Origin of the sequence: Amycolatopsis umgeniensis, assembly GCF_014205155.1 — a bacterium.
Classification (GTDB): domain Bacteria; phylum Actinomycetota; class Actinomycetes; order Mycobacteriales; family Pseudonocardiaceae; genus Amycolatopsis; species Amycolatopsis umgeniensis.
In genome coordinates, this window is sequence record NZ_JACHMX010000001.1 from 3,621,757 (window position 1) to 3,647,694 (window position 25,938).

Sequence of the window (25,938 nt, forward strand, 5' to 3'; positions counted from 1 at the left end):
TTCGAGAACGATCGAAAGCCGCGCAATCCGGCGTCTCCCGCACGCGATCGTATGGGGCCCGGACCATACGATCCAGCAGGAGGAGCACATTCTCTCGGTAGGTGAGCGGTGACGAAGATGCGCATCTTGGCGATTCCGCTGGTAGCGGCTCTGCTGACGACAGCCGGTTGCGGAGTGTTTTCCGGCGGTGACGCAAGCACCGACGCGCCACTCGAACGGGCGGAACTACGAATCGGCGTCGGAAGCCCCCTCGACACGGCGCCCCTGAGGGTCGCCGTGGCCGACGGGAAATTCACCGCCGCCGGCCTTTCCGTCACCCTTGTCGATGTTCCCGCCGACCAGGCGATGAGCAAACTCTCGGCGGGCGAGGTCGACATCGCGTTCGCCAGCGACGTCACGATCTTCCGCGCCGCAGCGGCCGGGACGGCGCTGCAGTTGCAGGGCGAGGCCTACACCGCCGGCCGCAACACCATGGCGCTCGTCACACTCCCCGGGTCCGAGTACACCGAGCCGACGCTCAAGAAGTCACCGAAGATCGCGGTGAACATGCTCGACGACGTCGGCGTGCTCGCGGCCCGTTCGGTGCTCGGGACCGCGGGCGTCGACGTGAACAAGATTCAGTTCAAGCAGCATCCGTTCGATCGGATGCCGCAGGCGCTGCAGGCGGGCGAGGTCGATGCCGCGTGGATGGTCGAGCCGTACATCACCAGGGCCGAAAAGGAACTCGGGGCGAGCATCCTCGCCGACGGCGCCCGCGGCGCGACGCTGGACTTCCCGATGTCGTCCTACGTTTCGACGGGCACCTTCGGCCAGGGCAACGCGCGCACGCTCGCGGCCTTCCGGAAGGTGCTCGGCGAGGCGCAGGTGCGGGCGGCCGACCCGGCGGTCGTCCGCGACGCGCTGCCGACGTTCTCCGACATCGACCGGACCACCGCGTCGCTGATCTCGCTCGGGACCTACCCGGTCTCCCTCAACGGCATCCGGCTGCAGCGCGTCGCCGACCTGATGCACAACTCGCGGATGATCGGCGCCCGGCTCGACGTCCAGGCGATGGTTCCGCGCCCTTAGATGCCGGACCCCGCCCCGCCGCCACCCTCAAATGTTTTCGCCGGTCGGCCGCAGGCACACGGTGCGCTCGGGCGGCCCCGTGTAGTGCAGGGCGGTGTCGTCCGACGCGCAGACGCTTTCCGACGGTCCCCGCATCACGAGCGCCCGCGCCTCCGCGGTGATGTCGGTGCAGCGGACCTTCGCGATCCGCGTCTCGTGCACGACGTCGCGAAGGCAGTCCCCGGTCTCGACGTTCAGCGCCAGGCAGAGCGTCTTCTCGGCCTTCTTGTCCGAAGACCTGCCGTACAGCTCGAACTGGACGTAATCCGAACCGCGGCACTCGGCCGAGCCGGTGCGCACGCTGTCGACGCGGAAGGTCGCGCGGCTCGACGTGCACCCGGCGGTCGTGTAGCTCTGGCCGCCACCGGCTTCGTCGGTCAGGTACAGGCATTCGCCCGCCTCGACCGAGCCGAAGTCGCCCGTCCGCGACATCCCCCAGGCGGCCAGGCTCCCCAAGCCCAGCGCGAAGACGACACCCAGCACGATCGAGACCTTGGCCAGGACGCTCAGCGGCGGCGGCTTCGGGAACGGCGTCGGCATCCCCACGTCCGGCATCGCGGGCAGCGGGGCGGGCGCGTTGAACGGGTCGTACTCGGGCGGCCCGCCGGTCGGTGTAGTCGTCAAGATCCCCTCCAGTCACCTCCCGCACATCCTTCCACCAGCGGTGCCGCGACGGGAGCCGGTGTGGCGGGAACGTATAAAGGAGGATGTGACCGATGGCCCGCTGATCGTCCAGTCCGACAAGACCGTGCTCCTCGAGGTCGACAACAGCCAGGCCGACGACGCGCGGATCGCCATCGCGCCGTTCGCCGAACTGGAACGCGCGCCCGAGCACGTCCACACCTACCGGATCACGCCACTGGCGTTGTGGAACGCCCGCGCGGCGGGCCACGACGCCGAACAGGTCGTCGACGCGCTGACGACGTACTCGCGATTCCCCGTGCCCCAGCCGCTGCTCATCGACATCGTGGACACGATGGGCCGGTTCGGGCGGCTGCAGATCGCCAACCATCCGGCGCACGGACTGGTCATGTCGACCATCGACCGCGCGGTGCTGGAGGAGATCCTCCGGCACAAGAAGATCAGCCCGATGCTGGGCGCGCGCATCGACGAGGACACCGTCATCGTGCACCCGTCCGAACGCGGACGGCTCAAGCAGGCGCTGCTGAAGGTCGGCTGGCCCGCGGAGGATCTCGCGGGCTACGTCGACGGCGAGGCGCATCCGATCGAGCTGGCCGAGGACGACTGGGAGCTACGTGACTACCAGCGCAAGGCCGCGGAGGCGTTCTGGGCGGGCGGGTCCGGCGTCGTCGTCCTGCCGTGCGGCGCGGGCAAGACCCTGGTCGGCGCGGCGGCCATGGCCCACGCGAAGGCGACGACCCTGATCCTGGTGACGAACACCGTCGCCGGGCGGCAGTGGAAGCGGGAGCTGATCGCGCGGACCTCGCTGACCGAGGAGGAGATCGGCGAGTACTCCGGCGAGAAGAAGGAGATCCGGCCGGTCACCATCGCGACGTACCAGGTGGTCACGCGCAAGACCAAGGGCGAGTACCGACACCTGGACCTGTTCGACTCGCGGGACTGGGGCCTGGTGGTCTACGACGAGGTCCACCTGCTGCCCGCGCCGGTCTTCCGGATGACCGCGGACCTGCAGTCGCGGCGACGGCTCGGGCTGACCGCGACCCTCGTACGCGAGGACGGCCGCGAGGGTGACGTGTTCTCCCTGATCGGCCCGAAGCGGTACGACGTCCCGTGGCGCGACATCGAGGCGCAGGGCTGGATCGCGCCGGCGGAGTGCACCGAGGTCCGCGTGACGCTGACAGACGCCGAGAGGCTCGCGTACGCGACAGCCGAGGCCGAGGAGCGGTACAAGCTGGCGGCGACCGCGGACACCAAGACCAAGGTGATCAAAACGCTGGTGGACCGGCATCCGGGCGAGCCGACGCTGGTCATCGGCGCGTACCTCGACCAGCTGGAGATGATCGGCGACGAACTGGACGCCCCGGTGATCCAGGGCGCGACACGGAACAAGGAACGCGAGGAACTGTTCGACGCGTTCCGGCGCGGTGAGATCAGGACGCTGGTCGTTTCGAAGGTCGCCAACTTCTCGATCGACCTGCCGGAGGCTTCGGTGGCGATCCAGATCTCCGGGACGTTCGGCTCGCGACAGGAAGAAGCGCAGCGGCTCGGACGGCTGCTGCGGCCGAAGGGCGACGGACGGCAGGCGCACTTCTACTCGGTCGTCTCGCGGGACACCGTCGACACGGAGTACGCGGCGCACCGGCAACGGTTCCTGGCCGAACAGGGCTACGCGTACCGGATCGTGGACGCGGACGACCTGCTGCGCCCGATGTGACCCTCGCGTGATCAAGCCCGGATCTCACGTGATCGGGCGCGGAACTCGCGTGATCAAGCACCGCACACCCGAATGCCGCCTCCAGTCACGCGAGTTGCGCGCCCGATCACGTGAGTCCCGTTCCTGATCACGCGAGCGCGGTCCTTGCGCGCGCAACTACCGCATCCAGAGGACTGAACGCGACGGGGCAGCACTCTCCCTTGTGGACGGTGCCGATGGTGCCCCTGTGACTTCAGGGACGCATGAGGCGCCGACCTCGGAATCCCGCAAACGGGGTATCGAAAACTGTCGGTGCTTCGAACTAGTGTTCGGGTAGAGTTGACCGAACACCAGTTCGAGGGGAAGCCGATGACGATCGCACCGTTCCGTCCGGGTACGCCGCCCGTCCAGACCCTGCCGCCCGGCCGGTGGCACGGCCGGATCTGGGTCTCGGACCTGCCCTTGACCAGGCCGGAGCGCTACACCGGCTGTGTCGCCGAGTTCGACCGGTCCGGGTTGTGGCCGGTGCTGATCCCGCACGACCAGCGGTTCGCGGCCAACGGCGAGGACTGGATCGACGATCGTGGCAGGCTCGCCCCCGCCGACCACCGGATCTCCTCGGTGGATCCGGCCGAGGTGCTGGCCCGCTGGTGGGACACGTCGTGCTGCGACGGTGCCTGCCTGCGTCCGTTCGGCGCGAAGTTCCCCGGCCTCGCCCGTCGCCCGTCGCGCCGGGCGGATCCGCTGGCCGAGGCGGGTAACACCGGGTCGATCCTGGCCGCGCGCGGGCCGCACCGGCTCGGGCTGGTGCAGACGGACCGGCCCGCCGACATCCCGGCGATCCTCGGCTGGACGGGCATGATCAAGGCGACCGATCAGGTCCACGAGCTGTCCGCGGTCCTGCGCAGCTGGGAAGACCGCTTCGGCGCGACGCTGACCGTGCTGGGCTTCGACTCGATGGAGCTGTCGGTGGCCGCGCCGCCGCGCACCCAGGGCCGCGCGCTCACGGTCGCTGCCGAGCATCGCTCGTTCTGCCTGCCCGCGTTCGCCGGTCAGCCGGGCAATCTGCGCGAGTTCGCCTCCAGCCTGGTCCAGACCCGCCGGTGGCAGTTCTCGTGGGCCTGAGCGGGCGTTTGCGCCGAGGGGAGAGGGGGAATCAGAGCGGCGGATCAGGAAGGCGGTGATCGACGTCGCCGAGATCAGGATCGGCACTTCGGGCTGGCGCTACCCACCCTGGCGCGGGGACTTCTACCCTCGCGGCCTGGTGCAGCGGCGTGAGCTGGAGTACCTGTCCGGCCGGATGAACTCGGCCGAGATCAACGGCTCGTTCTACTCCCTGCAGCGTCCCGAGCGGTACCGCGCGTGGGCCGCGCAGACACCGGACGACTTCGTCTTCGCCGTCAAGGGCGGCCGGTTCATCACACATCTGAAGCAGCTGCGTGACGTCGAGACGCCGCTGGCGAACTTCTTCGCCTCCGGAGTGCTGGCGCTCGGCCGGAAACTAGGGCCGTTCCTCTGGCAACTGCCACCGCGGCTGGCGTTCGACGCCGAGCGCGTCGAGAGGTTCTTCGAGCTGTTGCCGCGCACCAGTCACGCCGCCGCCGAGCTCGCGAGCGAACACGACGACAAGCTGAAGGCCGAACCGCACACCGACGCGAAGCCTCGCCGGAAGCTCAGGCACGCCGTCGAAGTACGGCATCCGAGCTTCGCCGAGCCCGAGAGTCTCGCGCTGTTCCGGAAGCACGGCATCGCGCTCGTGGTCGCCGACACCGCAGGCGAGTTCCCGTTCGTCGACGAGATGACGAGTGAGGATTTCGCGTACGTCCGCCTGCACGGCGATGAGGAGCTGTACGTCAGCGGGTACGGCGAAAAGGCGCTCCGACGATGGGCTCGCAAGATCGAGGGCTGGGATCGCGACACGTACGTCTACTTCGACAACGACGTGAAGGCCGAGGCGCCGAAGAACGCGATCGCCCTCGCGAAACTCCTGGCGTGAGCCGCGCACGCTGCACAGTCAGCGCACAGTGAGCGGTGTCCTGTTAGGTGACGCGTGAGGTCACGGGCGTACTCGCGTGCTGCGACTGGGGGTCGGCACGCCGGGCGCCCGTGCCTCGCTCAACTTTGGCCGGAGACGAGTGAGGCGAGCTTCGTCCGGACGTCCTCGGCGTCCGGATGCGCGAGCTCGGTCAGCACCCGCACCGAACGCAGCCAGCAGTCACGCGCCGACGAGGGATCGCCGAGCCTGAGATGGATTCCGCCGAGCTGGGCCAGCACGTCGGCCGCCTCGTAGAGCTCGCCGTGGGCGAAGAACATCTCGACGGCCCGGCGCATACAGGCGATCCCCTCGTCGCCGCGGCCGAGCCCGACGAGCGCGGTCCCCTTGGTGTGCAGGGTGAACCGGGCTTCGTCGGGGAGTGCGTGGACCTCGAGCGCCAGTGCCTGGTCGGCGAAGTCGAGCGCCTGCTCGAAACGGCCGGCCTGGGTGGAGATGTCGCCGAGGGCCTGCAGCGCGCTGGCCTCCATTCCGGCACCGACGTTGTGCTCCCGGATGAGCTTCAACGCGCGCGTCCCGTACTCCCACGCCGTGCCGGGGTCCTGGCTGGCCAGGGTGAGGTTGTAGAGAGCCCGCGCCTCCCCTTGCCTGTCTCCGACCTGTCGCTGCAGTTCGACGACCTGCTTCAAGTAGACGATGCTGTCCTCGTACTGGCGCGCGACTCCGCAGACCACGCCCAGTCCACTGAGGATGGCGGCCTCGCCGGAGCGGTCCCCCAGATCGCGGGCGGCACGGAGCGCCACGCCGAACACCGAGCGCCAGTCCTCCAGCCTCGCCCGCACGATGAAGTACGACTGCAACAGCCAGGCGAGCTGCCAGCACTCCCGGTAGCGCCGCTCCCGGTAGGCGACGTTCACCGCGGCGATGAGGTTGCCCGCCTCCTCATCGAACCAGTCCAGCGCCTGTTCGTAGTGCCCGAACTTCAGCCCCGCGCCGTCGAACCGCTCCGGTTCGACGAGCCGGTAGTGCCTGTCCGACCGCAAGAGCCGCGACGCGTTCAGCGCCGAGGCGAGCGATGCGTGGAGCAGCCTGTCCAGCACTCTCGTCCGTTCCTCGGGTCCGTCCAACCTCGCCGACAGTTCGGCCGCGTACGCGCGGATCAGGTCGTGGAACTGGTACCGGCCGGGCCGGGATCGCGCGATCAGATGCGCCGAAGCCAGCTTCGCCAGGTCCACCCGCGCTTCCGCGATGTCGACCCCGGCCACCGCCGCGGCCGCGGGCAAACTGAAGTCGCCGCCGGTGGGCAGGCCGAGCAACCGCAGCATCCTCGCGGCCCGTTCGTCGAGCGCCCGGTAGGAATACGAGAAGACGGCCCGGATGTTCGTCTCGTCGCCGTCGGCGAGGTCGAACGAATCCAGCCTGTCCTGTTCGGCTTCCAGCAGCCGGACGAAGTCCCGCAGCGCGAGATCCGGGAACTGCGCCGCCCGCACCGCGAGGATCCGGATGGCCAGCGGCAGCCCGCCGCAGTACCGGACGAACCGTTCGGTGGCGTCGGGATCCTCGGTGACCCTGTCCAGCCCGATCGTCGACGCGATGAGGGTGATCGCGTCCTCGTCCGGCAGCTCCTCCAGCGCGACGCGCCGCGCGCCGTGGGTCGCCACGAGCGCGTGCAACTGCCAGCGGCTGGTCACCAGCACCAGGCAGCCGGGGCCGGGCAACAGCAGCCGGATCTGCTCGGTGCTCGCGGCGTTGTCGAGCAGGATCAGCATCCGGCGGCCGGCGCTGTAGGTGCGCCAGGTGGCCGCGCGGCCGTCGACACCGGCGGGGATCCGGTCGGCGGGGACACCGACCGAGACGAGCATGGTTTCGAGCGCGGTGGCGGGTTCGACGGGATCGCCGGGGCCGTATCCACGCAGGTTGAGATATACCTGCCCACCGGGGAAACGCTCACCGACCTCGTGCGCGAAGTGGACGGCGAGCGTCGTCTTGCCGATACCGCCCATCCCCTCGATCGACGCGATGGACGTCGACCGCTCGGTGTCCAGCGCTTCCGGGACGAGTCCGTGGAGTGCTTTGAGGTCACGCTGACGGCCGGAGAACACCCGGAGATCCGCCGGGAGCTGACGCGGGATCATCGGCTCGGCGCCGAGCCGGTACCGCGTCAGCTCGGAGTCCAATGTGGTCTCGACGGACTCTTCGCCGGTCAGGATCGCCTGGTGCGCCCGCTGCAGCGAAGCGCCTGGGTCCAGGCCGAGCTCTTCGGCCAGCACCGCGCCGATCCGGCGGTAGACGTTCAGCGCCTCGGCCTGCCTGCCGGAGCGGTAGAGCGCGAGCATCAGCTGCTCGTGCAGCCGCTCCCGTAGCGAGTTCTCGCGGCACAGCCTGGTCAGCTCGGGAATGACGGTGGCGTGCTCGCCGAGGGCGATGAGCGCGTCGGCCCACTGTTCTCGGACACGAAGCCGCTCTTCGCCCAACTGATCGACTTCGTCCCGCAGCAGCGCTTCGGAGTGGACGTTCTGCAGCGCCGGGCCACGCCATTCGGCCAGCGCGGCGGCGAAGCGCTCCGCGGCCTGACGCTGGTCACCGTCCGCAGCGGACTCCGCTCCCGCCGCGGCGAGTGCGCGGAAACGGGCGAGGTCGAGCAGGCTCTCGTCGAGTTCGAGCAGGTAGCCGCCGCGTTCGGTGCGGATGGTGACCTCGTCGCCGAGGGCGCGGCGGACCCGCAGGATGTAGGTCTGCAAGGCGCCTTTGGACCGCCGCCGGTCGTCCGGCCACAGCCAGCGGCCCAGCTCCTCGACCGGTACCACCGTGTTCGCGCGCAGCAACAAGCCCGCCAGCACGATGAGCGGTCTGCTGCCGCCCAAGGGCACCGGCAGCCCGTCGGCCGTGACCTCGGTGGGCCCCAGCACGCGAAAGTCGAGTGCCACGCGCTCATTCTGTCCGGAATCGCCGAAAACGGCACCTGATTCCAGCAGTGGCATGATCGGCGGCGATGGACGTCTACGCGATTCCCCTGCGCACGAGGTTCCGCGGCATCACGGTCCGTGAAGGACTGCTGATCCGCGGCGAGTCCGGCTGGGGCGAGTTCTGCCCGTTCGCCGACTACTCCGACGCCGAGAGCGCGCCGTGGCTCGCGTCCGCGCTGGAGGCGAGCGAACGCGGATGGCCGTCGCCGGTGCGGGACAGCGTCGAGGTGAACGCGACCGTCCCGGTGGTGTCGCCGGAGAAGGCGTACGAACTCGTGTCCGCGTCGGGCTGTCGCACGGCGAAGGTGAAGGTCGCCGACCCTCGGGTGAGCCTCGCCGAGGACTGCGCCCGGGTGGAGGCGGTGCGGGCCGCGCTCGGTCCGTCGGGCGCGGTCCGCGTCGACGCGAACACGGCCTGGGACGTGGACACCGCGATCAAGGCCATCGGTGAACTGGACCGTGCGGCGGGCGGGCTCGAATACGTCGAGCAGCCGTGCCCGTCGATCGAAGAACTCGCCGACGTCCGGCGCCGGGTCTCCGTGCGGATCGCCGCCGACGAGTCGATCCGCCGGGCCGAAGACCCGCTCAAGGTGGCCGTGGCCGGAGCGGCCGACATCGCCGTGCTGAAGGTCGCGCCGCTGGGCGGGGTCCGCCGCGCGCTGGAGGTCGCCGAAGCCTGCGGCCTGCCTTGTGTGGTGTCTTCCGCCGTCGAAACGAGCGTCGGGCTCGCCGCGGGGCTGGCGCTCGCGGGCGCACTGCCCGCTTTGGACTTCGCGTGCGGACTGGGCACGATGTCCTTGCTGACCGGGGATGTCTGCGGCACTTCACTGTCCCCTGTGGACGGTCACCTGCCGGTGCCGCGCCGGGCGCCGGAACCGGATCTCTTCGGTGCGCACGCCGCGGGCCCGGACGTCCGCGCGGCTTGGGCGGACCGGTTCACCCGCGTGCGCGCCCACCTCGCGTGACACGGGCCGCTCCCGGTGGGGAGCGGCCCGCTCACGATCAACCGCAGTGCTCCAGCGGGGATTCGTAGCTGGAGGACCCCGCCGAGCCGCCCCACTTGACGCACTTCGCGCCGGCGGCCGCGCTCACCGGACCCGCGTAGTACTCGAAACTGCCGGAATCGGTCTTCCTGGCCGCGCCTTCCACTTCGAGGAAGGCCGAAACCGCGCTGCCCGTGCCCACCGAAGTGGCCTTGATGGTGGTGACGCAGTTGTTCTTGGTCGTGCCGTTGTACAGCAGGTACGTGGTCGCGGCGCTGCCGAGCGCCTGCGAGTCGATCACCTTGTAACCGTCGCCGCACACCTCGACGGCGTCGTACGGGTTGGGATTCCCGTTGCCGCCACAGGTGTTCTTGGAGGTCACGTTGGCGTTGGGGTAGCCGAACTTCGCGCCGTTGAAGTACGCGGGCTTGATGTTGTCCGGCCACAGGGCGTCGTTGGTGCGGACTTCGTAGTGCAGGTGAGGGCTGATGTTGTTGCCCGGCTTGGAGGTGTTGCCGACCTCGCCGATCTTCTGCCCCTGCGCCACCTGCACGCCGGCCGCGACCGAACGCACCTTCAGGTGCGCGTAGTAGGTCGACCATCCCCCACCGTGGTCGATCTTCACCAGGTTGCCGAAGCCGTTCGCCGAACCCTGATGCGCCGAGGTGACCACCTTGCCCGCGGCCGCCGCGACGACGGTGTCGCCCAGGTCCGCCCCCGCGGAGCTGCCGCGGTTGAAGTCGATTTCGTAGGCCCTGTGCGCGCTGCTGTTGTCGTTGTCGCCGTTCCACACCTGGTTGCAGGGGAACGGGAGCTGGAAGTTGGGACGCGGCCCGACGGCGGCTTCGGCCGACGTCGCGGTGATCGCCAGCCCGGCCATGCCCAGCAAGGCGGTGGCGGCCGCGGTGACCACTCGTCTGAATCTCATCGGATGTCCTTTCTCGGCGTTTCGCGAGAAGCGTCCCGAAAGGGCGTACAAGCGAGATACAAACGACCACGAGCCCTCCTGGGCGAGGGGACCAGGAGGGCTCGCGTCGCGTCCGCACCGGATCCGTCCGCGTCTTCCCCGTTCCGGAGCGGGTGTCTCAGCCGACCCGCTCGATGACGGCCCGGCGGATCAGGAACTTGCCCGGTTCGCGAACCTGCTCGAACGCGGCGTTGTTCAGCAGCGCGCAACTGCCGGAGGCACCGGTGACCTCGACGGTCGTGGACTTGTCGTTGTCCAGGTTCGTCACCTTCAGCTTGGTGCCCGCCGGGAACTCGCCGCTCGACGCGGCGGGCGCGCCGCCCTCGCCGGACAACGTCACCGTGGAGCCCTGGCAGACGACCTCGCCATCCCCGGTCGCCACGGCTTCTTCCTCGGCCGCCTGGTCCTCGCCCGCCATGGCGTCGTCCATCCCGGCGGCCTGCCCACTCTCGGTCTTCCCACCGTCGGCTTGGACGACCTCGGTGCAGCCCGCGGCCTGGCGGCGTTGCTGGATGAGGTCGACGACGGCCTGCCGGTTCGCGATCCGCGCCTCGGCGAGGGCGTCCGGATCCGCCTTCTGCCCGGCGATGAAGTCGAGGTTGTTCCGGAGGGCGGTGTCCAGTCCCTGGCAGCTTTCCGCGGCTTGGCCGTCGGGCGTGCTGATCGCGAACATCGCCGCGGCGATGGCGGCCACCCCGAGTACGGACGCGATGCCGATCGTCGCGCGCTTGCGGTGTTTCCCGGCGCTGTTCATCATCCGTGTTTCCTCCGGTCTGGTTCCTCCTCACCCACATCTGGAGATACGGTCGGATAACGAAAGTGGTTCAAACCGATTTCAGCCGAGCCAAGGTTTCGCGATACGCGCGTAGGTGCCGTCGTTCAGCGCGAGGTGCAGCCACTGGTCGGCCCATTCCTTGAACACGACGTCACGCGGCAGGAGGTACGCCTTCTCCGAAAAGGTGAACGGCTGATCGGGATGCACCGCGCACAAACGCGGGTTCTGTTTTGCCTGCCAACGGGTTTCGGTGGCGTCGGTGATCATCAGGTCGGCGCGGCCCTCGATGATCTCGGCGAAGATCGTGTTGTTGTCCGGATGCCGCACGATCCTCGCCCGCTTCAGGTTGGCGTCGGCGAACTGTTCGTTGGTACCGCCCGGATTCACGATCGCCCGGACACCCGGCTGATCGATCTGTTCCAGGGTCTGGAATCGCTTTTCGTTCTCGCACAAGGTGATCGGCGTCTTGCCGTCCCGGAGATAGGGAGCGGTGTAGAGACCCTTCTTCGCCCGGTCCAGGGTCACCGACACGCCGCCCATCGCCAGATCGCATTTCCGTCCGACGTCGTCGGCGATCGCCTTCCAAGTGGTCTGGACCAGCTGGAGCCGGACGCCGAGCCGCTGCGCGAGATCGCCCGCGAGGTCGATGTCGATCCCGCTCCACACGCCCGCGGCGTCGCGATAGGTGAACGGGCGATAGTCCCCCGTCGAGCACACGCGGATCTCGCCGCGTGCTTGGACGACGTCGAGCCTGCTTCGCGCGTCATGGGCTTCGGGGGCGGCACCGGCCGTGCCGATTCCCAGCACGGTCAGCACCGCGACCCCGAAGGTGAGTGCTTTCGCCTTGATCGTCATCAAGGCATCTTCCACGCCCTGAGATAGGCGCGCACCAGCTCTTCGAGCCGGTGCGCGTTTCTCACTTGCGCAGCGGTTTCCCGCCCCCTCAGGGTCGGATTCCAGGGTCGGGTCGGGGCCCTTCCCCGATGTGCCGGGGGTCGGTCCCGGGCGAACATTGAGCCATGACCAACAGCGTGTACACCCCCCAGGCCACCAAGAAGCTCTACCGCAGCCGGACCGACAAGATGATCGCGGGCGTCGCGGGCGGCTGGGCCGCCTACTTCGGGATCGACGCCGCGATCCTGCGCATCGCCCTGGTGGCGGGCGCCTTCTTCACCGCCGGGTTCGCGATCCCGGTCTACGTCGCCGCGTGGCTCCTGACTCCGGAGCAGCCGGGCGAATCCTGATCGAGGCGGACGCCGCGCGCAGGGGACGCGGCGTCCGTCTGCCGGATCGCGATTAGGGGGCTAAACGCGAGTCGGCGGGGGTACGGGGGTAAGGCGAGAAGGCCCGGACATGGGGATGTCCGGGCCTTCTCGCGTGCAGGGGGCCGGCCATGGGAAAAAGCCCGGACGCGCGAGGCGCGTCCGGGCTTTCCGGTGGTGCTACTGGCTCGAACTCAGAAGTCCATGCCGCCCATGCCACCGGACGGGTCGGCGGGAGCGGCCGAGGCCTTCTCCGGCTTGTCCGCCACGACGGCTTCGGTGGTCAGGAACAGCGCCGCGATGGAAGCGGCGTTCTGCAGCGCGGAGCGGGTGACCTTCGTGGGGTCCGGCACGCCGGCGGCGAGCAGGTCCTCGTAGACACCGGTGGCGGCGTTGAGGCCGTGACCCTGCGGGAGGGACTTGACCTTCTCCGCCACGACGCCGCCTTCGAGGCCGGCGTTGATCGCGATCTGCTTGAGCGGCGCCTCGACGGCGACCTTGACGATGTTGGCACCAGTGGCCTCGTCGCCCTCGAGCTTCAGACCGGCGAAGGCGGCCTCGGCGGCCTGGATGAGAGCGACGCCACCACCGGCGACGATGCCCTCTTCGACGGCGGCCTTGGCGTTGCGCACTGCATCCTCGATGCGGTGCTTGCGCTCCTTCAGCTCGACCTCGGTGGCGGCACCGGCCTTGATGACGGCCACGCCGCCGGCCAGCTTCGCCAGACGCTCCTGGAGCTTCTCGCGGTCGTAGTCCGAGTCCGAGTTCTCGATCTCGGCGCGGATCTGGTTGACGCGACCCTGGATCTGGTCGGCGTCGCCCGCACCCTCGACGATGGTGGTCTCGTCCTTGGTGATGACGGCCTTGCGCGCCTTGCCCAGCAGGGAAAGGTCCGCGTTCTCCAGCTTGAGGCCGACGTCCTCGGAGATGACCTGGCCACCGGTCAGGATCGCGATGTCCTGCAGGATCGCCTTGCGGCGGTCACCGAAGCCCGGGGCCTTGACGGCGACGGACTTGAAGGTGCCGCGCATCTTGTTGACGATCAGGGTGGCCAGAGCCTCGCCCTCGACGTCCTCGGCGATGATCAGCAGCGGCTTGCCGGACTGGATGACCTTCTCCAGCAGCGGCAGCACGTCCTTGACGGTGGAGATCTTGGAACCGAAGAGGAGGACGTACGGGTCCTCGAGCTCGGCTTCCTGACGCTCCGGGTCGGTCACGAAGTAACCGGAGATGTAGCCCTTGTCGAAGCGCATACCCTCGGTGAGCTCGAGCTCGAGCCCGAAGGTGTTGCTCTCCTCGACGGTGACGACGCCTTCCTTGCCGACCTTGTCCAGCGCCTCGGCGATGAGCTCGCCGATGGTGCGGTCCGCGGCGGAGATCGACGCGGTGGCGGCGATCTGCTCCTTGGTCTCGATCTGGACGGCGGCCTTGTGCAGCTGCTCGGTGATGGCCTCGACGGCCGCCTCGATGCCGCGCTTCAGGCTGATGGGGTCGGCCCCGGCGGCGACGTTGCGCAGACCCTCGCGGACGAGAGCCTGGGCGAGCACGGTGGCGGTGGTGGTGCCGTCACCCGCGACGTCGTCGGTCTTCTTGGCAACTTCCTTGACGAGCTCGGCCCCGATCTTCTCCCACGGGTCCTCGAGCTCGATCTCCTTGGCGATGGAGACACCGTCGTTGGTGATCGTCGGCGCGCCCCACTTCTTTTCGAGCACGACGTTCCGGCCCCGCGGGCCGAGGGTCACCTTGACGGCTTCGGCGAGGGTGTTCAAGCCGCGCTCAAGACCGCGGCGGGCGTCCTCGTCGAACGCGATCAGTTTGGCCATTGCGGTGTGGTCCTCCGGTATTGGGCGCCACCGCCGCGCTGTGGTCAGCGGCGGCAGCAGGACTCTTTCCTCGGCCAGGCTCGGTGCCCGCGACGGACGACCCACCCGATCAAGGGTGCGGCCTCACCGTCCCGACCTTCAGGCGAGCGGTCGGTGACCGCCTGCCTGGCACTCGACGGCGTCGAGTGCCAATGCCGTGTTTAGCACTCTCCCGGGTCGAGTGCAAGAACCGCAGGTCAGCGGGGTGGCGTGGCTGAAGGGAACCATGCCCCCATGAGACGCGGCGAAGGACGCTTTCACCACATCGCATGCGGTGAAAGCGTCCTTCAGCCCTGCGTGTCAGTTGCTCGGCTTGATGGAGATCGACGTCGGAGGAGCCTTCGCCGAAGACTCGGGAGACTGCGACTGCGAGTTGCCGGGGCCGACCGGGATGTTCGGCGCGGTGGTCTGCGGGCCGTTGCCGCTGCTCGAATCACCGAAGACGAAGATCGCCGCGACGATCGCGCCCGCGACCACGAGGGCGCCGACGATGATCCAGATCCACTTGGCGCCGCCGCCCTTCTTGGGCTGCTGCTGGAAAGCGCCCTGCTGCGGCGGCGGGCCGTAACCGGGAGGCGGACCCTGCTGGTAGCCGCCCTGCTGGAAACCGCCTTGCTGCGGCGGCGGGCCGTAACCCGGGGGCGGACCCTGCTGGAAACCGCCGGGCTGCTGGTAGCCGCCCTGCTGCGGGGGCGGGCCGTAACCGGGCGGCGGACCCTGCGGGGGCGGGCCTTGCGGCGGGGGACCCTGCGGTCCCGGTCCCTGCTGGCCGTAGCCAGGCTGCTGTCCTCCGTACGGGTGCACGGGGCCCCCCTCTCCCTGTGGCGGCGTGTTCTGCCGTTGCGGAACCGCCTGCTGGACGGTCGCGGCCTGTCCGGGCGGGCCCGGAGGCTCGTTCGACGCCGCGAGCGGGCCGAGGGCGCGCCTGGCGGCCGCGATCATCTCAACACAGTTCGGGTAGCGATCGGCGGGATTCTTCGCCATTCCCTTCCGGACGACCTCGTCGATCCCGGCCGGCAGGCCGACGATCCGCGAGATGGCCGGGGGCTCGCCGTTCAGGTGGCCCTTGATGACCGTCTGCACGTCGCCCTTGAAGGGTGGGCTGCCGGTCAGGCAGGCGTAGAGGACGCAGGTGAGCGCGTACTGGTCGGTGCGGCCGTCGAGCGGCTCGCCGCGCAGGTGCTCGGGGGCCGCGTAGGTGGGCGAGCCGAGGAAGTCGCCGCCGCGGGTGCGGTGTCCGGTGGCGCCGCGCCGGGTCAGGCCGAAGTCGGCGACGTAGACGTGCTCGCGTGAGGTCTCCTTGCTGGTGACCAGGACGTTGGCCGGTTTGACGTCGAGGTGCACGAGACCCCGGTTGTGCAGGGTGTCGAGCGCGTCGGCGACCTGGTCGAGCATGGTGAGCGTGCGGGCGGGCGCGATCGGGCCGCCGGAGATCAGGCCGGCGAGGTCGCCGCCGTCGACCATCCGCATGGCGATGTAGAGCATGCCTTCGAGCTCACCGAAGTCGTACAAGGGCACGACGTTGGCATGGTCGATCGCGGACGTGTTCCGCGCCTCGTCGACGAAGCGTTCGCGGAACTCGGCGTCGGCCCCGAGGTGATCACCGATGACCTTCAGTGCCACCTTGCGTCCGAGCCGCACGTCCGTGGCCTTGTAGGTCACGCTCATGCCGCCCTTGCCGAGCACACCGTCGATGCGGTAGTTGCCCAGCCGGCGACCGGTCAGGTCCCCCGACTCATCGCCTGTCACGCAGCGCAGCCTAACGCGCCAGTTCCGGCGGCTGCCGGGGGTCGGCTGAACTTCCCGCTAGACCTTGCGCACGTCCGCCGCTTGACTCCGCCCGTCACGGCCTGACTGAACTTCGAATTCCACGCGATCACCCTCGTCGAGCGTCCGGAATCCATCGGCCTGGATGGCCGAGTAGTGGACGAAGACGTCGGGCCCTTCGGTGGATTCGATGAATCCGTAGCCCTTTTCCGAGTTGAACCACTTGACGGTGCCGACTGCCACGGCGCACTCCCTCAGCACGGGGCCCGCCGGCCTTCTCTGCCCCGGACGGCGGTTTCGAGTGCAGTAGACGCTACCCGAATTACCGGCGTCGGCAATGCTCAATTCGTCCCAAGGTCACCCGCGAGAAAGCCGCCTATTGCGCGCTTGCACAAGGACGCGTCCTGGTCCTGCGAAGTCCAGCGCGAGCCCTTCGCCGGTGCGGACCGACTGCGGTCCGGCCTGATCGACCGCGCGGAGACGGCACTGCACGGTGTCCGGATAGGCCAGCAGGAAGTCCGGCCGCACGGTGACGAGTTCGCCCGCCGTGAGTTCGAAGGCGTCGACGGGGCCCTGCGCGGCCAGCACGAGCGGACCGCTTCCGCTGTAGTGCTCCAGGAAACCGGAATCGGCCCCGAACAGCTTCTGCAGCGGCGCCCAGCCCGGGTCCTGCCGGATGGTCGCCGGCCGGGCGAGGATCGCTTCGCGGCTCACGCACCAGCCCGCGCCGCCGGTGAATTCCAGCGGGTAGACGTCGCCCGCGGTCAGCGGCGCGAAGTCGATCCAGCCGCCGCCCTCCGGCGCGTTGAACACCGAAGGGGCGGCCTTGCCTGCCCGGGAACCCCCGCGCGCGGGAACGGTTTCGGTGATGCCGAAACTGCTGGCGAGCATGGTGTCCCCGGCGGCCTGCACGGCCTCGCCGGGGGACAACAGCACACGTGCGACCCCGAAGTTCGGGGTGTGCCTCGTCTGGATCCGCATGCGCTCAGCGGGCGGGGACCTGGGCGATCACCCAGGCGGACAGCGCCGACGGGTTGCGGGTCTGGGTGAGCAGCTGGCCCGGTCCGGCGAAGTCGAAGACGAGGCCTTCGCCGCTCTTCATCGACTGGATGACGCCGGTGGCGACCTTGCGGATCTGGTACTGCACGGTGTCGGCGAACGCGACGACATGCCCGGTGTCGATGGTGATCACCTCGCCCTGCTGGAGGGTGACCGTCTCCAGCGCGCCGTAACAGGCCACGACCAGCGGGCCCTGTCCCGTCGCGTGGGTCAGGAAGCCGCCCTCGCCGCCGACGAGGTTCTTGAGCCCGCCCCATTTGGTCTCGGTCTGCACGCTGTGGGAGGACGCGAGCCACGAGCCGCGGGTGACGCACCAGCCGGTGCGGCCGTCGAGGTTGATGACCTGCATGTCGCCCGGCAGGTTCGCGGCGACGTCGACCCAGCCGCCGTTCTGCGGGGCGGTGTAGGTGGAGATGAAGAAGGACTCGCCGGACAGGAAGGCGCGGCCGAGGCCCTTCATGATGCCGCCCTGCGCCTGTGACTGGACCTGCACGCCGTAGCTCGTCGCCATCATCGCGCCGGACTCGACCTGCGCCGGTTCACCCGGCGCGAGCATGAGCCTCGCCACCGCGAACGATGGCTGGTGACGGATCTGAACCTGCATGTCTTCTTCTCCCCGGTGGTTCGTTGTGACGCGCAGAGTGTTGCACGCGGGCCCCGAGGCGGGAGGATGGTCGGCGTGATCTCCGTCGACGCCCACCGTGAGACCGTCACCGGCCTGCTCGGGAACGCCCCCGTCATCCGTCTTCCACTCGCCTCCGCCGCCGGGCTCGTCCTGGCCGAAGACGTGCTCGCGGGGGTCTCGCTGCCGCCGTTCGACAACTCCGCGATGGACGGTTACGCCGTCCGCGCGGCCGATGTGACCGAAGTACCGGTGACACTGCCCGTCGCCGACGACATCCCCGCCGGCCGTGTCGAGATCGGGAAGCTGGAGCCGGGTACCGCGCACCGGATCATGACCGGCGCACCGCTACCGCCCGGCGCGGACGCGATCGTGATGGTCGAGCACACGGACGGCGGCGTGACGGACGTCCGGATTCTCAGGACGGCCGTCCCGGGCGCGCACATCCGCCGTCTCGGCGAGGACGTCGACCAGGGCACTGTGGCACTCGCGGCCGGAACCGTGCTCGGCCCGGCGCAACTGGGCCTCGCGGCGGCCGTCGGGCTCGCCGAGGTCCCCGTGTTCAGGCCGTTGAAGGTGCTCGTCGTGTCCACCGGCACCGAACTCGTCGACGCGCCGAATCCGTTGCGGCACGGGCAGATCTACGAGTCGAACAGCATCATGCTGGCGTCCGCGGTGCGCGCGCTCGGCTGCGAGGCCGAGGTCGTGCGCAGTGTCGTCGACGACGTGGACGAGTTCCGCGCGGTGATCGAGCCGCGGCTGGCGGAAGTGGATCTGCTGGTGACCTCGGGCGGGGTCAGCGCGGGCGCGTACGAAGTGGTGAAGGACGCGCTGACCGGGCAGGGCGTGGAATTCCGGAAGATCGCGATGCAGCCGGGCGGGCCGCAGGGCTGCGGCCGGTGGAACGGCGTGCCGGTGGTGACCTTGCCGGGCAACCCGGTGAGCGTGCTCGTGTCGTTCGAGGCGTTCCTGCGGCCGGCGTTGCTCGCGGCGATGGGGCACACGGGTGTCGACAGGCAGAAGGTGCGGGCCAGGCTGACCGAGGCGATGAAGAGCCCCGCCGGACGGCGTCAGTTCCGGCGGGGCTTCTACACGCATTCCGAGGGCGAGGTGACCGGGATCGTCGGACCGCGCGGCGGCCCCGGCTCGCATCTGCTGGCGTCGTTCACGCAGGCGAACTGCCTGATCGTGCTGCCGGAGGAGGTCGACTCGGTCGAGCAGGGCGACGAGGTGGACGTCCTCCTGCTGTGACCTGCGTTTAGCGGGCTAATCGCGATCCGATGGGAAGTCGCGGCACCGGCCGATCGGCGTGAATAGCAGCGCGAAGACGGCGACGACCTCGAGGCCGGCCATCAGTCCCAGCGTCTGCCGCACGCCGACGGTCTCCCCGAGGAGCCCGCCGAGCAGGCCGCCCAGCGCGATCGCGCCGAGGCTCAGCATGGACGTGCTCGCGGTGACCCGGCCGAACATGGCCGCCGGGACGTAGCGCTGTTTGAAGGTGGCGTTGAGGACGTTCGAGCCGACGACCCCGGCGCTGAGCGAAAATCCGGCGACGACGAAGAACGCGAGCCCCCAGCCGCCGTTCGCCAGCGGTCCCAGCAACATCACCAACGCTCCGGCGCCCTCGCAGAACATGAAGGCGCGGGCGGTGCCGATCCGCGCGGCGAGTTTGCCGGACAACGCGGCCCCGAAGACACCGCCCGCGCCGACGAGTGCGAGCACGAGTCCGGCGGTTCCCGCTCCCACGCCGAGTTCACGGACGAGGAACACGACCTCGATCGACTGGTAGCCCATGAGCGCGACGTTCGAGACCGCGCCGAAGACCGCGAGGGCACGCATGTACGGGTCGTGGAGGACGAACGAGAGACCGTCGCGGATCTCGTCCCGCAGCCGCGAACGCGCCTTGGCCGGGCGTGCGGGCTCGCGGTAGCGGATGGAGCGCAGGCACAGCATCGAAATCCCGAAACTGACAGCGTCGGCGAGCACTCCCGTGACCGCGCCGAAGCCCTGCGCCAGCAGGCCGGCGAGACCGGGTCCGCCGATCTGCGCGGCGGATTCACTGCCCTGCAGTTTCTCGTTGGCCTCCTGAAGCTGCTCCTTGTCGACCAGCGAAGGCAGGTACGCGCGGTACGCGACGTTGAAGAACACCTTCGCGACGCCGCCCGCGACGGCGACGGCGAGCAGCTGGGTCATCGTGAGCAGGCCGAACCACGCGGCGACCGGGACGCTCAGGAACACCAGCATGGAGAAGGTGTTGCACACCAGCATGATCGGCCGTTTCGGCCAGCGGTCGACCCAGGCACCGGCAGGCAAGCCGATCAGCAGCCACGGCAGCCACGCGGCCGCGGTCAGCAGCCCGACCGCGAACGTGCTCGCCTGCAGGGTGACCACCGCGACGAGCGGCAGCGCGACGACGGCGATGGAACTGCCGAGCACACTGGTCGTCTCGCCGGTCCACAGCAGCCGGAAATCGCGGGAGCGCAGCAAACCGCCGCGTTCGCGGACGCTCACGGCCGGGCCGGGACGGCTCGGGTGGCGAAGAACACCGGCCTGCGTTCCTGGCCGTCGTCCGGCTGTTCCCGGTCGCTGTACTCCCGGACCAGCGCCTGGATCCGGCCCTCGATTTCGGCCATTTCCGCGACCGAGAGCTTCATCCAGCTGTCGGTGACGAAAGCGGCCCGATGCCACTCCTCGGGGTAGGTCTCGCGTTCGGCGAACCATTGGCGCGCCATGGAAACCTGGCGTTCGAGGGCGAGGGATTCGGCGGCGGCCGCGACCGGGTCGTCGGGGAAGTCCGACGGCGACCAGGAAACCGCGTACCCGACGCGACGCCACCAGCGCTCGCGCCGGTCTCGGGCGAGTTCCGGCGCTTCCTCGACGAGGTCGCTGGCCGCCAGCACCTTCAGGTGGTGGCTGACGTTCCCGACCGCCTGCCCGGTCCGCTCGGCGAGTACGGACGCCGTGCACGGGCCGTCGAGGCGGAGGACGTCGAGCAGGCGGCGGCGCAGCGGATGGGACATCGCGGCGAGCACCTTCGAATCGTGGACTTCACGCACTTCACGGTCGGCCATAACGCACAACAGTAGTTGCACAATAGCTCTTGTACAAGTCTTCTTGTGCGCTACTCCATCCGCGTCGGTAATCTCGGGGCATGGGTTTCTTCTCGTGGATCGTGTTCGGCGCCATCGCCGGGTGGCTGGCCAACGTCGTGGTCGGCGGCCCCGACCGGCGGAGTGGCTGCCTGTTCAGCATCCTGATCGGCGTGCTCGGCGCGGCGCTCGGTGGTTTCATCTACCGCCTGGCGACGGGTACCGAACGGTCCTTCGAGTTCGACTTCCCCAGCTTCGGCGTCGCCATTCTCGGCTCGATCGTGCTGCTCGCCCTGCTGCGGCTGGTGCGCGGTTCCGGGCGGCGCGACTCGCGGCCGCCGTATCGCCGGTGATCGGTGTAACGGTTTTCTCGCGACCGGCGATCACGGGCTTCCGGCGAACTAGAGTGGGACGTTCGCTCAGTTCCAGTGGCCGCGTCCGGGTGCATGTGCCGTCGGGGGGCATATGCATCCGGACGTCCGTGCCTCGGCGATGAGCGAGGCGGCGCGGACGGGGTCGATGAGCGAAGGCATCGGCGCCGCCGAGATGTCCCTCTTCCAGGCTCGGAACAGCTCGGCGAGTCGCTCGCCTGCGGGGTCCGGGCTGGCGGGCATTCGCGGGTCCTCAAGGTCGGCGATCGGCATCAATTACCTAGAGTTATCGCTTATTTCCACCTTCCGTTACCGGGATGTGGTCCCTCCCACCCGGGCCGGGGAAACCCTTCCGGGGGAGGCCACGGCCCGGCCCTGGACAGGGCGGTAGCGTGGTGGCTCTTCATGCCCCAACCCCCCGACACGAACTGCGGTGAACCCGACCAATGAGCGGCAACCGGCCGGAATCCACTGGTAACCCACTCGCGCACGCCGTGAAGCTGGCCCGCGAGACCGTTCCGCCGATGCACCCGGCCGGCAGGCCGTTCGTGTTCGGCGGTCTCGCCGCGACGCTGGTGCTGCGGAGGTTCTCCAAGCGCCTCGGCGTCGTCGGCGCGCTCGCGACGGCCGCCACGGCAGCGTTCTTCCGTGAGCCCAAGCGTGTCCCGCCCGCCCAGTCCGGCCTCGCGGTCGCGTCGGCGGACGGTCTGGTCTCGCTGATCGAGGAGGCCGTGCCGCCGCCCGAGCTGGGGCTGTCCGCCGAACCGCGGATGCGGGTGAGCGTGTTCCTGTCGGTGTTCGACGTGCACGTCCAGCGGATCCCGGCGTCGGGTGTGATCGAGCGGGTCGCGTACCGGCCCGGCAAGTTCCTGTCCGCGGACCTGGACAAGGCGAGCGAGGACAACGAGCGCAACTCCGTGCTCATGCGCACCGAAGACGGCCACGAGCTCGTCGTGGTGCAGATCGCCGGCCTGGTGGCGCGGCGCATCCTCTGCGAAATCCGCGAGGGCGACAAGGTCGGCGTCGGCTCGACGTACGGCATCATCCGCTTCGGCTCGCGAGTCGACCTGTACCTGCCTCCGGGCAGCAAGGTCCTCGTCTCGAAGGGCCAGCGCACGATCGGCGGCGAGACCCCGATCGCCGAGCTGCCCTCGGCGCCGCACTCGGAAGGCTGATCCATGGTCCGCGTGACCACTCCCGGCGTGCGGCTGCTGCCGAACGCCATCACGGTGCTCGCCCTGTGCGCCGGTCTGTCGTCGGTGCAGTTCGCGCTGATCGGCAACTATCCGATGGCGATCGCGTCGATCGGGATCGCCGCGGTGCTCGACAGCCTCGACGGCCGGATCGCGCGGCTGCTGGACGCGACGTCGAAAATGGGCCAAGAGCTCGACTCGCTGTCCGACGGCATCTCGTTCGGTGTCGCGCCCGCGCTGGTGCTGTACGTCTGGCACGCCGAGGGTGAGCGGATCGGCTGGGTGGCGTCGCTGATCTTCGCGGTCTGCATGATCCTGCGGCTGGCGCGGTTCAACACGCTGATCGAGGACACCGAGCAGCCGCCGTACGCGGGCGAGTTCTTCGTCGGCGTGCCCGCGCCCGCCGGTGGCCTGCTGGCGATGCTGCCGCTGATCCTGGAGCTGCAGTTCGGGCAGGGCTGGTGGTCGCATCAGTACACGGTGTGGGTGTGGACGATCGCCGTCGCCGCGCTGCTGATCAGCCGGATCCCGACGCTTTCGCTGAAGACGGTGAAGGCGCCGGCGAAGGCTATCGCGCCGCTGCTGGTCGGGGTGGGTCTGCTGGCCGCCGCGATCATCCAGTTCCCGCTGGTGGCGCTGGCGATCGCGCTGGTGCTGTACCTGGCGCACATCCCGTACTCGGTGTACCGGCAGCGCTGGCTCGCCAACCATCCGGAGGCGTGGATGGCGCCGCCGCGGGAACGGCGCGCGATCCGGCGTTCGTCGAGCCGCCGCCGGCTGGGCCTGCGCCCGCCGCTGCGGCGCGTGGTGGCCGGTGCCGCCCAGCGCGTCCGGCTGCAGCGAGGCGAACAGCACGTCGCGCGCGCCCCGCGCACCCTCACCAATGACAAGGACCGCGACGGCAGCCGAGGCCCCCGACGCCGCTCATGGCGGCGGATCGGCCTGCGGAAACGCTGACCTCGCGTACCCCCACCCCCCGCCCGTCCCTGGGGGACGGCCCCGCGCCCAGCGTATCGGGACCCTCTGACGGGAGCCGGGGAGACGGGGGCCGGGAGCGGGGGTTGTCCACAACGGGGTGATCCTGTGGACAACTTGGGGACAAACGCGAATATCGCTCACCCGCTCGCCGGGTCCGGACGTTGCGAAAGCCACGTTCGCAACGTTGAAGGTTGCGAACGTGGCTTTCGCAACGCCACCGGGAGCGCGACCCCGCGAGATCCTGTCCTTCGACCGCTGGGAACGATCCGCGTGGATAGGGTGGCGGGGTGAGCGCACCCCAGATCACGCTGACCGTCCGGCACACTCCGTCCGCCCTGGACTCCCGCCGCGGCGTCGTCCGGCTGCACCCCGAAGTCCTCGACGCGCTCGGCCTGATGGCCTGGGACGCCGTCCGCCTCACCGGCGCGCGGGTCAGTTCCGCGCTGGCCGCCCCGTCGGAGGCGGAGGGGATCCCGGGCGTGATCCTCCTCGACGACGTCACGATGTCGAACCTCGGCGTGACCGAGGGCTCGGAGGTGGTCGTCGCGCCGGCGGAGGTGTCGGCGGCGAAGACGGTCACCGTGTCGGGTTCGCGGATGGCCAGCGTGTCGCTCTCCCCGCACACCCTGCGGCTCGCCCTGATCGGCAAGGTGCTGACCGTCGGCGACGCGGTTTCCCTGCTCCCCCAGGATCTCGCGCCCGCGCCGGGCTCCGACGTCTCCGCGGTCCGCGGCCAGCTTTCCCGCGCCATCGGCATGACGTGGACGAACGAGTTGCTCACCGTCACCGCCACCGAACCGTCGGGGCCGGTCGCCGTCGGACCGTCCACAGTGGTCAGCTGGCGCGACGGCGCCCGCACCGGCGAGGCCGCGCCCGCCGCCGCCCCGGCCCGCGCCGGGACGACCTTGGTGCGCAGCACACCCTCGACTCCGCACGAGGATTTCATCGACGCCGAGATCGTCGAAGACGAACAACTCGAAGAAATCGCCGAGGAATCCGTGCCTCCCCTGTCGGATCTCGCCGGATCCGAATCGGCCGCGCGCAAGCTCGCCGAATGGTTCGACCTGGCCTTCCACCGCCCGGAGCTGCTGGCCAAACTGGGGACGTCGGCGCATCTCGGTGTCCTGCTGTCCGGCCCGGAAGGCGTCGGGAAGGCGACGCTGGTCCGCGCCGTGGCGCAGGCCGAGAAGGTGCGAGTGGTCTCGCTCGCGGCGCCGAACATCGCCGTCCTCGATCCGAACGTGGCCGCCGCGCGGCTGCGTGAGGCGATCGAGCAGGCCACGCGCGACGAAGACCCCGCCGTCCTGCTGATCACCGACATCGACGCGTTGCTGCCCGCGTCGCAGCCGCCTCCGCTCGCGACGGTCGTCCTCGACGACCTGCGCAAGGCCTTGCGCAGCAAGGGTTTCGCGGTCATCGCCACCACCGGGCGGGCCGAGTCCACCGATCCGAGGCTGCGCGCCGCCGACCTGCTCGACCGCGAACTCGGCCTGCCACTCCCGGACGCCAAGACCCGCACGGAACTGCTGCGCGTGCTCCTGCGCGACGCCCCGCTGGAGTCGGGCGTCGACGTCGGCCCGATCGCCGAGCGCACCCCCGGTTTCGTGGCCGCCGACCTCATCGCGCTCCGCCGTGACGCCGCCCTCCGCGCCGCGCTGCGGCAGCGCGACGTCGAGGAGCCGCGGATCTCCCAGCAGGATCTGCTCGACGCGCTGACCACCGTCCGCCCCATTTCGATGTCCACTTCGGACAATCTGGCCACCGGCGGGCTCACCCTCGACGACGTCGGCAACATGACCGACGTCAAGCAGTCGCTCACCGAGGCGGTGCTGTGGCCGCTGCGCTACCCCGATTCGTTCGCCCGCCTCGGCGTCGATCCGCCGCGCGGCGTGCTCCTGTACGGGCCTCCCGGTGGCGGCAAGACATTCCTGGTGCGCGCGCTCGCAGGCACCGGCGCGCTGAACGTTTTCGCGGTCAAGGGCGCCGAACTGATGGACAAATGGGTCGGCGAGTCCGAACGCGCGGTGCGGGAACTCTTCCGCCGCGCCGCCGAGGCCGCGCCGTCGCTGATCTTCCTCGACGAGATCGACGCGCTCGCCCCGCGCCGCGGTCAGTCTTCGGACTCGGGCGTGTCGGACAGGGTCGTCGCGGCCCTGCTGACCGAATTGGACGGTGTCGAGCCGATGCGCGAGGTCGTCGTCCTCGGCGCGACGAACCGGCCGGAACTGGTCGACCCGGCCCTGCTGCGGCCGGGACGGCTGGAGCGCCGCGTCTACGTCCCGCCGCCGGACGCGCACGCGCGTGAGGCGATCCTGGCCGCCAGCGCGAAGAACACGCCGCTCGCGTCCGATGTGGACCTGGCGGCGTACGCGACCACTTTGGACGGTTACTCCGCGGCGGACTGCGCGGCGCTGATCAGGGAAGCGGCGCTGACCGCGATGCGGGAGTCGCTGGCGGCCAAGGAGGTCACCGCCGCACATCTGGCGAAGGCCGCCGAAGCGGTGCGGCCTTCGCTCGACCCGGCCCAGCTGGCGGCCTTGGAGGCCTACGCCCAGAACCAGAAATGAGTACGCGAAAGGCCCTCTTCCACAAGGTGGGAAGAGGGCCTT

At 69.7% G+C, this 25,938-nt stretch carries 23 protein-coding genes; 11 read left to right on the plus strand and 12 right to left on the minus strand.

Annotated features, from left to right (window positions below):
• Window positions 1-108: 108 nt before the first annotated feature.
• Complete coding sequence (locus tag HDA45_RS16710) at window positions 109-1,068, plus strand: ABC transporter substrate-binding protein (RefSeq protein WP_184896334.1); 960 nt, start codon at window positions 109-111, stop codon at window positions 1,066-1,068.
• Window positions 1,069-1,095: 27 nt separating this feature from the next.
• On the opposite strand, the gene HDA45_RS16715 is transcribed toward HDA45_RS16710, so the two are convergent.
• The gene (locus HDA45_RS16715) at window positions 1,096-1,731 is read right to left on the minus strand and encodes an LppU/SCO3897 family protein (RefSeq protein ID WP_184896336.1); all 636 of its coding nucleotides are present in this window, start codon (window positions 1,729-1,731) and stop codon (window positions 1,096-1,098) included.
• Between the two features lie 85 nt (window positions 1,732-1,816).
• Between HDA45_RS16715 and HDA45_RS16720 the strand changes: the two genes are divergently transcribed.
• The 3 genes from HDA45_RS16720 (at window position 1,817) to HDA45_RS16730 (ending at window position 5,438) form a co-directional block, all read left to right on the plus strand.
• A complete protein-coding gene (locus tag HDA45_RS16720; RefSeq protein ID WP_184896337.1) occupies window positions 1,817-3,463 on the plus strand; it encodes a DNA repair helicase XPB in 1,647 nt (548 codons plus the stop codon).
• Window positions 3,464-3,811: 348 nt separating this feature from the next.
• On the plus strand, window positions 3,812-4,567 hold the full coding sequence (locus tag HDA45_RS16725) for a DUF4253 domain-containing protein (protein WP_184896339.1): 756 nt from the start codon (window positions 3,812-3,814) through the stop codon (window positions 4,565-4,567).
• 55 nt (window positions 4,568-4,622) lie between these two features.
• Entirely contained in the window at window positions 4,623-5,438 is an 816-nt protein-coding gene (locus HDA45_RS16730; protein ID WP_184896341.1) for a DUF72 domain-containing protein, read from the plus strand.
• Between the two features lie 119 nt (window positions 5,439-5,557).
• Here HDA45_RS16730 and HDA45_RS16735 read toward each other — a convergent pair whose 3' ends face one another.
• Complete coding sequence (locus HDA45_RS16735; RefSeq protein WP_343072079.1) at window positions 5,558-8,362, minus strand: AfsR/SARP family transcriptional regulator; 2,805 nt, start codon at window positions 8,360-8,362, stop codon at window positions 5,558-5,560.
• Window positions 8,363-8,427: 65 nt separating this feature from the next.
• On the opposite strand from HDA45_RS16735, the gene HDA45_RS16740 reads away from it, so the two are divergent.
• Complete coding sequence (locus tag HDA45_RS16740) at window positions 8,428-9,366, plus strand: o-succinylbenzoate synthase (RefSeq protein ID WP_184896345.1); 939 nt, start codon at window positions 8,428-8,430, stop codon at window positions 9,364-9,366.
• A gap of 37 nt (window positions 9,367-9,403) precedes the next feature.
• On the opposite strand, the gene HDA45_RS16745 is transcribed toward HDA45_RS16740, so the two are convergent.
• From HDA45_RS16745 to HDA45_RS16755, 3 genes are all read right to left on the minus strand, one after another.
• Window positions 9,404-10,312: a M23 family metallopeptidase gene (locus HDA45_RS16745; RefSeq protein ID WP_221471148.1), complete on the minus strand. Its 909-nt coding sequence runs from the start codon at window positions 10,310-10,312 to the stop codon at window positions 9,404-9,406.
• A gap of 157 nt (window positions 10,313-10,469) precedes the next feature.
• A complete protein-coding gene (locus HDA45_RS16750) occupies window positions 10,470-11,108 on the minus strand; it encodes an RlpA-like double-psi beta-barrel domain-containing protein (RefSeq protein WP_184896347.1) in 639 nt (212 codons plus the stop codon).
• Between the two features lie 78 nt (window positions 11,109-11,186).
• Complete coding sequence (locus tag HDA45_RS16755) at window positions 11,187-11,981, minus strand: transporter substrate-binding domain-containing protein (RefSeq protein ID WP_184896349.1); 795 nt, start codon at window positions 11,979-11,981, stop codon at window positions 11,187-11,189.
• Between the two features lie 164 nt (window positions 11,982-12,145).
• On the opposite strand from HDA45_RS16755, the gene HDA45_RS16760 reads away from it, so the two are divergent.
• The gene (locus HDA45_RS16760) at window positions 12,146-12,370 is read left to right on the plus strand and encodes a PspC domain-containing protein (protein WP_184896351.1); all 225 of its coding nucleotides are present in this window, start codon (window positions 12,146-12,148) and stop codon (window positions 12,368-12,370) included.
• A gap of 212 nt (window positions 12,371-12,582) precedes the next feature.
• Here the strand turns inward: HDA45_RS16760 and groL are convergent, their stop codons facing one another.
• The 5 genes from groL to HDA45_RS16785 all read right to left on the minus strand — a co-directional run bounded on the left by groL (window position 12,583) and on the right by HDA45_RS16785 (window position 17,680).
• Complete coding sequence (gene groL / locus HDA45_RS16765; protein WP_184905716.1) at window positions 12,583-14,211, minus strand: chaperonin GroEL; 1,629 nt, start codon at window positions 14,209-14,211, stop codon at window positions 12,583-12,585.
• Window positions 14,212-14,550: 339 nt separating this feature from the next.
• Complete coding sequence (locus HDA45_RS16770; RefSeq protein ID WP_184896353.1) at window positions 14,551-15,999, minus strand: protein kinase domain-containing protein; 1,449 nt, start codon at window positions 15,997-15,999, stop codon at window positions 14,551-14,553.
• Window positions 16,000-16,056: 57 nt separating this feature from the next.
• The gene (locus HDA45_RS16775; protein WP_076160121.1) at window positions 16,057-16,260 is read right to left on the minus strand and encodes a cold-shock protein; all 204 of its coding nucleotides are present in this window, start codon (window positions 16,258-16,260) and stop codon (window positions 16,057-16,059) included.
• A 114-nt stretch (window positions 16,261-16,374) separates the two neighbouring features.
• Window positions 16,375-16,998, minus strand: coding sequence for an AIM24 family protein (locus tag HDA45_RS16780; RefSeq protein ID WP_184896355.1), 624 nt, complete (start codon window positions 16,996-16,998; stop codon window positions 16,375-16,377).
• 4 nt (window positions 16,999-17,002) lie between these two features.
• Window positions 17,003-17,680 carry a TIGR00266 family protein gene (locus HDA45_RS16785; RefSeq protein ID WP_184896357.1) on the minus strand — a complete coding sequence of 226 codons (678 nt, stop codon included), beginning with the start codon at window positions 17,678-17,680 and terminating at the stop codon, window positions 17,003-17,005.
• Between the two features lie 75 nt (window positions 17,681-17,755).
• Here HDA45_RS16785 and moeA point away from each other — a divergent pair, with 75 nt between their 5' ends.
• Entirely contained in the window at window positions 17,756-18,949 is a 1,194-nt protein-coding gene (moeA, locus tag HDA45_RS16790; protein ID WP_184896359.1) for a molybdopterin molybdotransferase MoeA, read from the plus strand.
• 15 nt (window positions 18,950-18,964) lie between these two features.
• On the opposite strand, the gene HDA45_RS16795 is transcribed toward moeA, so the two are convergent.
• Window positions 18,965-20,209: an MFS transporter gene (locus tag HDA45_RS16795; RefSeq protein WP_184896361.1), complete on the minus strand. Its 1,245-nt coding sequence runs from the start codon at window positions 20,207-20,209 to the stop codon at window positions 18,965-18,967.
• Window positions 20,206-20,769: an ArsR/SmtB family transcription factor gene (locus HDA45_RS16800; protein ID WP_184896363.1), complete on the minus strand. Its 564-nt coding sequence runs from the start codon at window positions 20,767-20,769 to the stop codon at window positions 20,206-20,208. Before HDA45_RS16800 ends, HDA45_RS16795 begins: the two co-directional genes overlap by 4 nt.
• 80 nt (window positions 20,770-20,849) lie before the next feature.
• Here HDA45_RS16800 and HDA45_RS16805 point away from each other — a divergent pair, with 80 nt between their 5' ends.
• The 4 genes from HDA45_RS16805 to HDA45_RS16820 all read left to right on the plus strand — a co-directional run bounded on the left by HDA45_RS16805 (window position 20,850) and on the right by HDA45_RS16820 (window position 25,896).
• The gene (locus HDA45_RS16805; RefSeq protein WP_184896365.1) at window positions 20,850-21,140 is read left to right on the plus strand and encodes a GlsB/YeaQ/YmgE family stress response membrane protein; all 291 of its coding nucleotides are present in this window, start codon (window positions 20,850-20,852) and stop codon (window positions 21,138-21,140) included.
• A 464-nt stretch (window positions 21,141-21,604) separates the two neighbouring features.
• Window positions 21,605-22,333 (plus strand): phosphatidylserine decarboxylase, encoded by a 729-nt coding sequence (locus HDA45_RS16810; protein WP_184896367.1) that lies wholly within the window; start codon window positions 21,605-21,607, stop codon window positions 22,331-22,333.
• A gap of 3 nt (window positions 22,334-22,336) precedes the next feature.
• Window positions 22,337-23,308, plus strand: coding sequence for a CDP-diacylglycerol--serine O-phosphatidyltransferase (pssA, locus tag HDA45_RS16815; protein WP_184896369.1), 972 nt, complete (start codon window positions 22,337-22,339; stop codon window positions 23,306-23,308).
• 308 nt (window positions 23,309-23,616) lie between these two features.
• On the plus strand, window positions 23,617-25,896 hold the full coding sequence (locus tag HDA45_RS16820; protein ID WP_184896372.1) for an AAA family ATPase: 2,280 nt from the start codon (window positions 23,617-23,619) through the stop codon (window positions 25,894-25,896).
• Window positions 25,897-25,938: the final 42 nt, after the last annotated feature.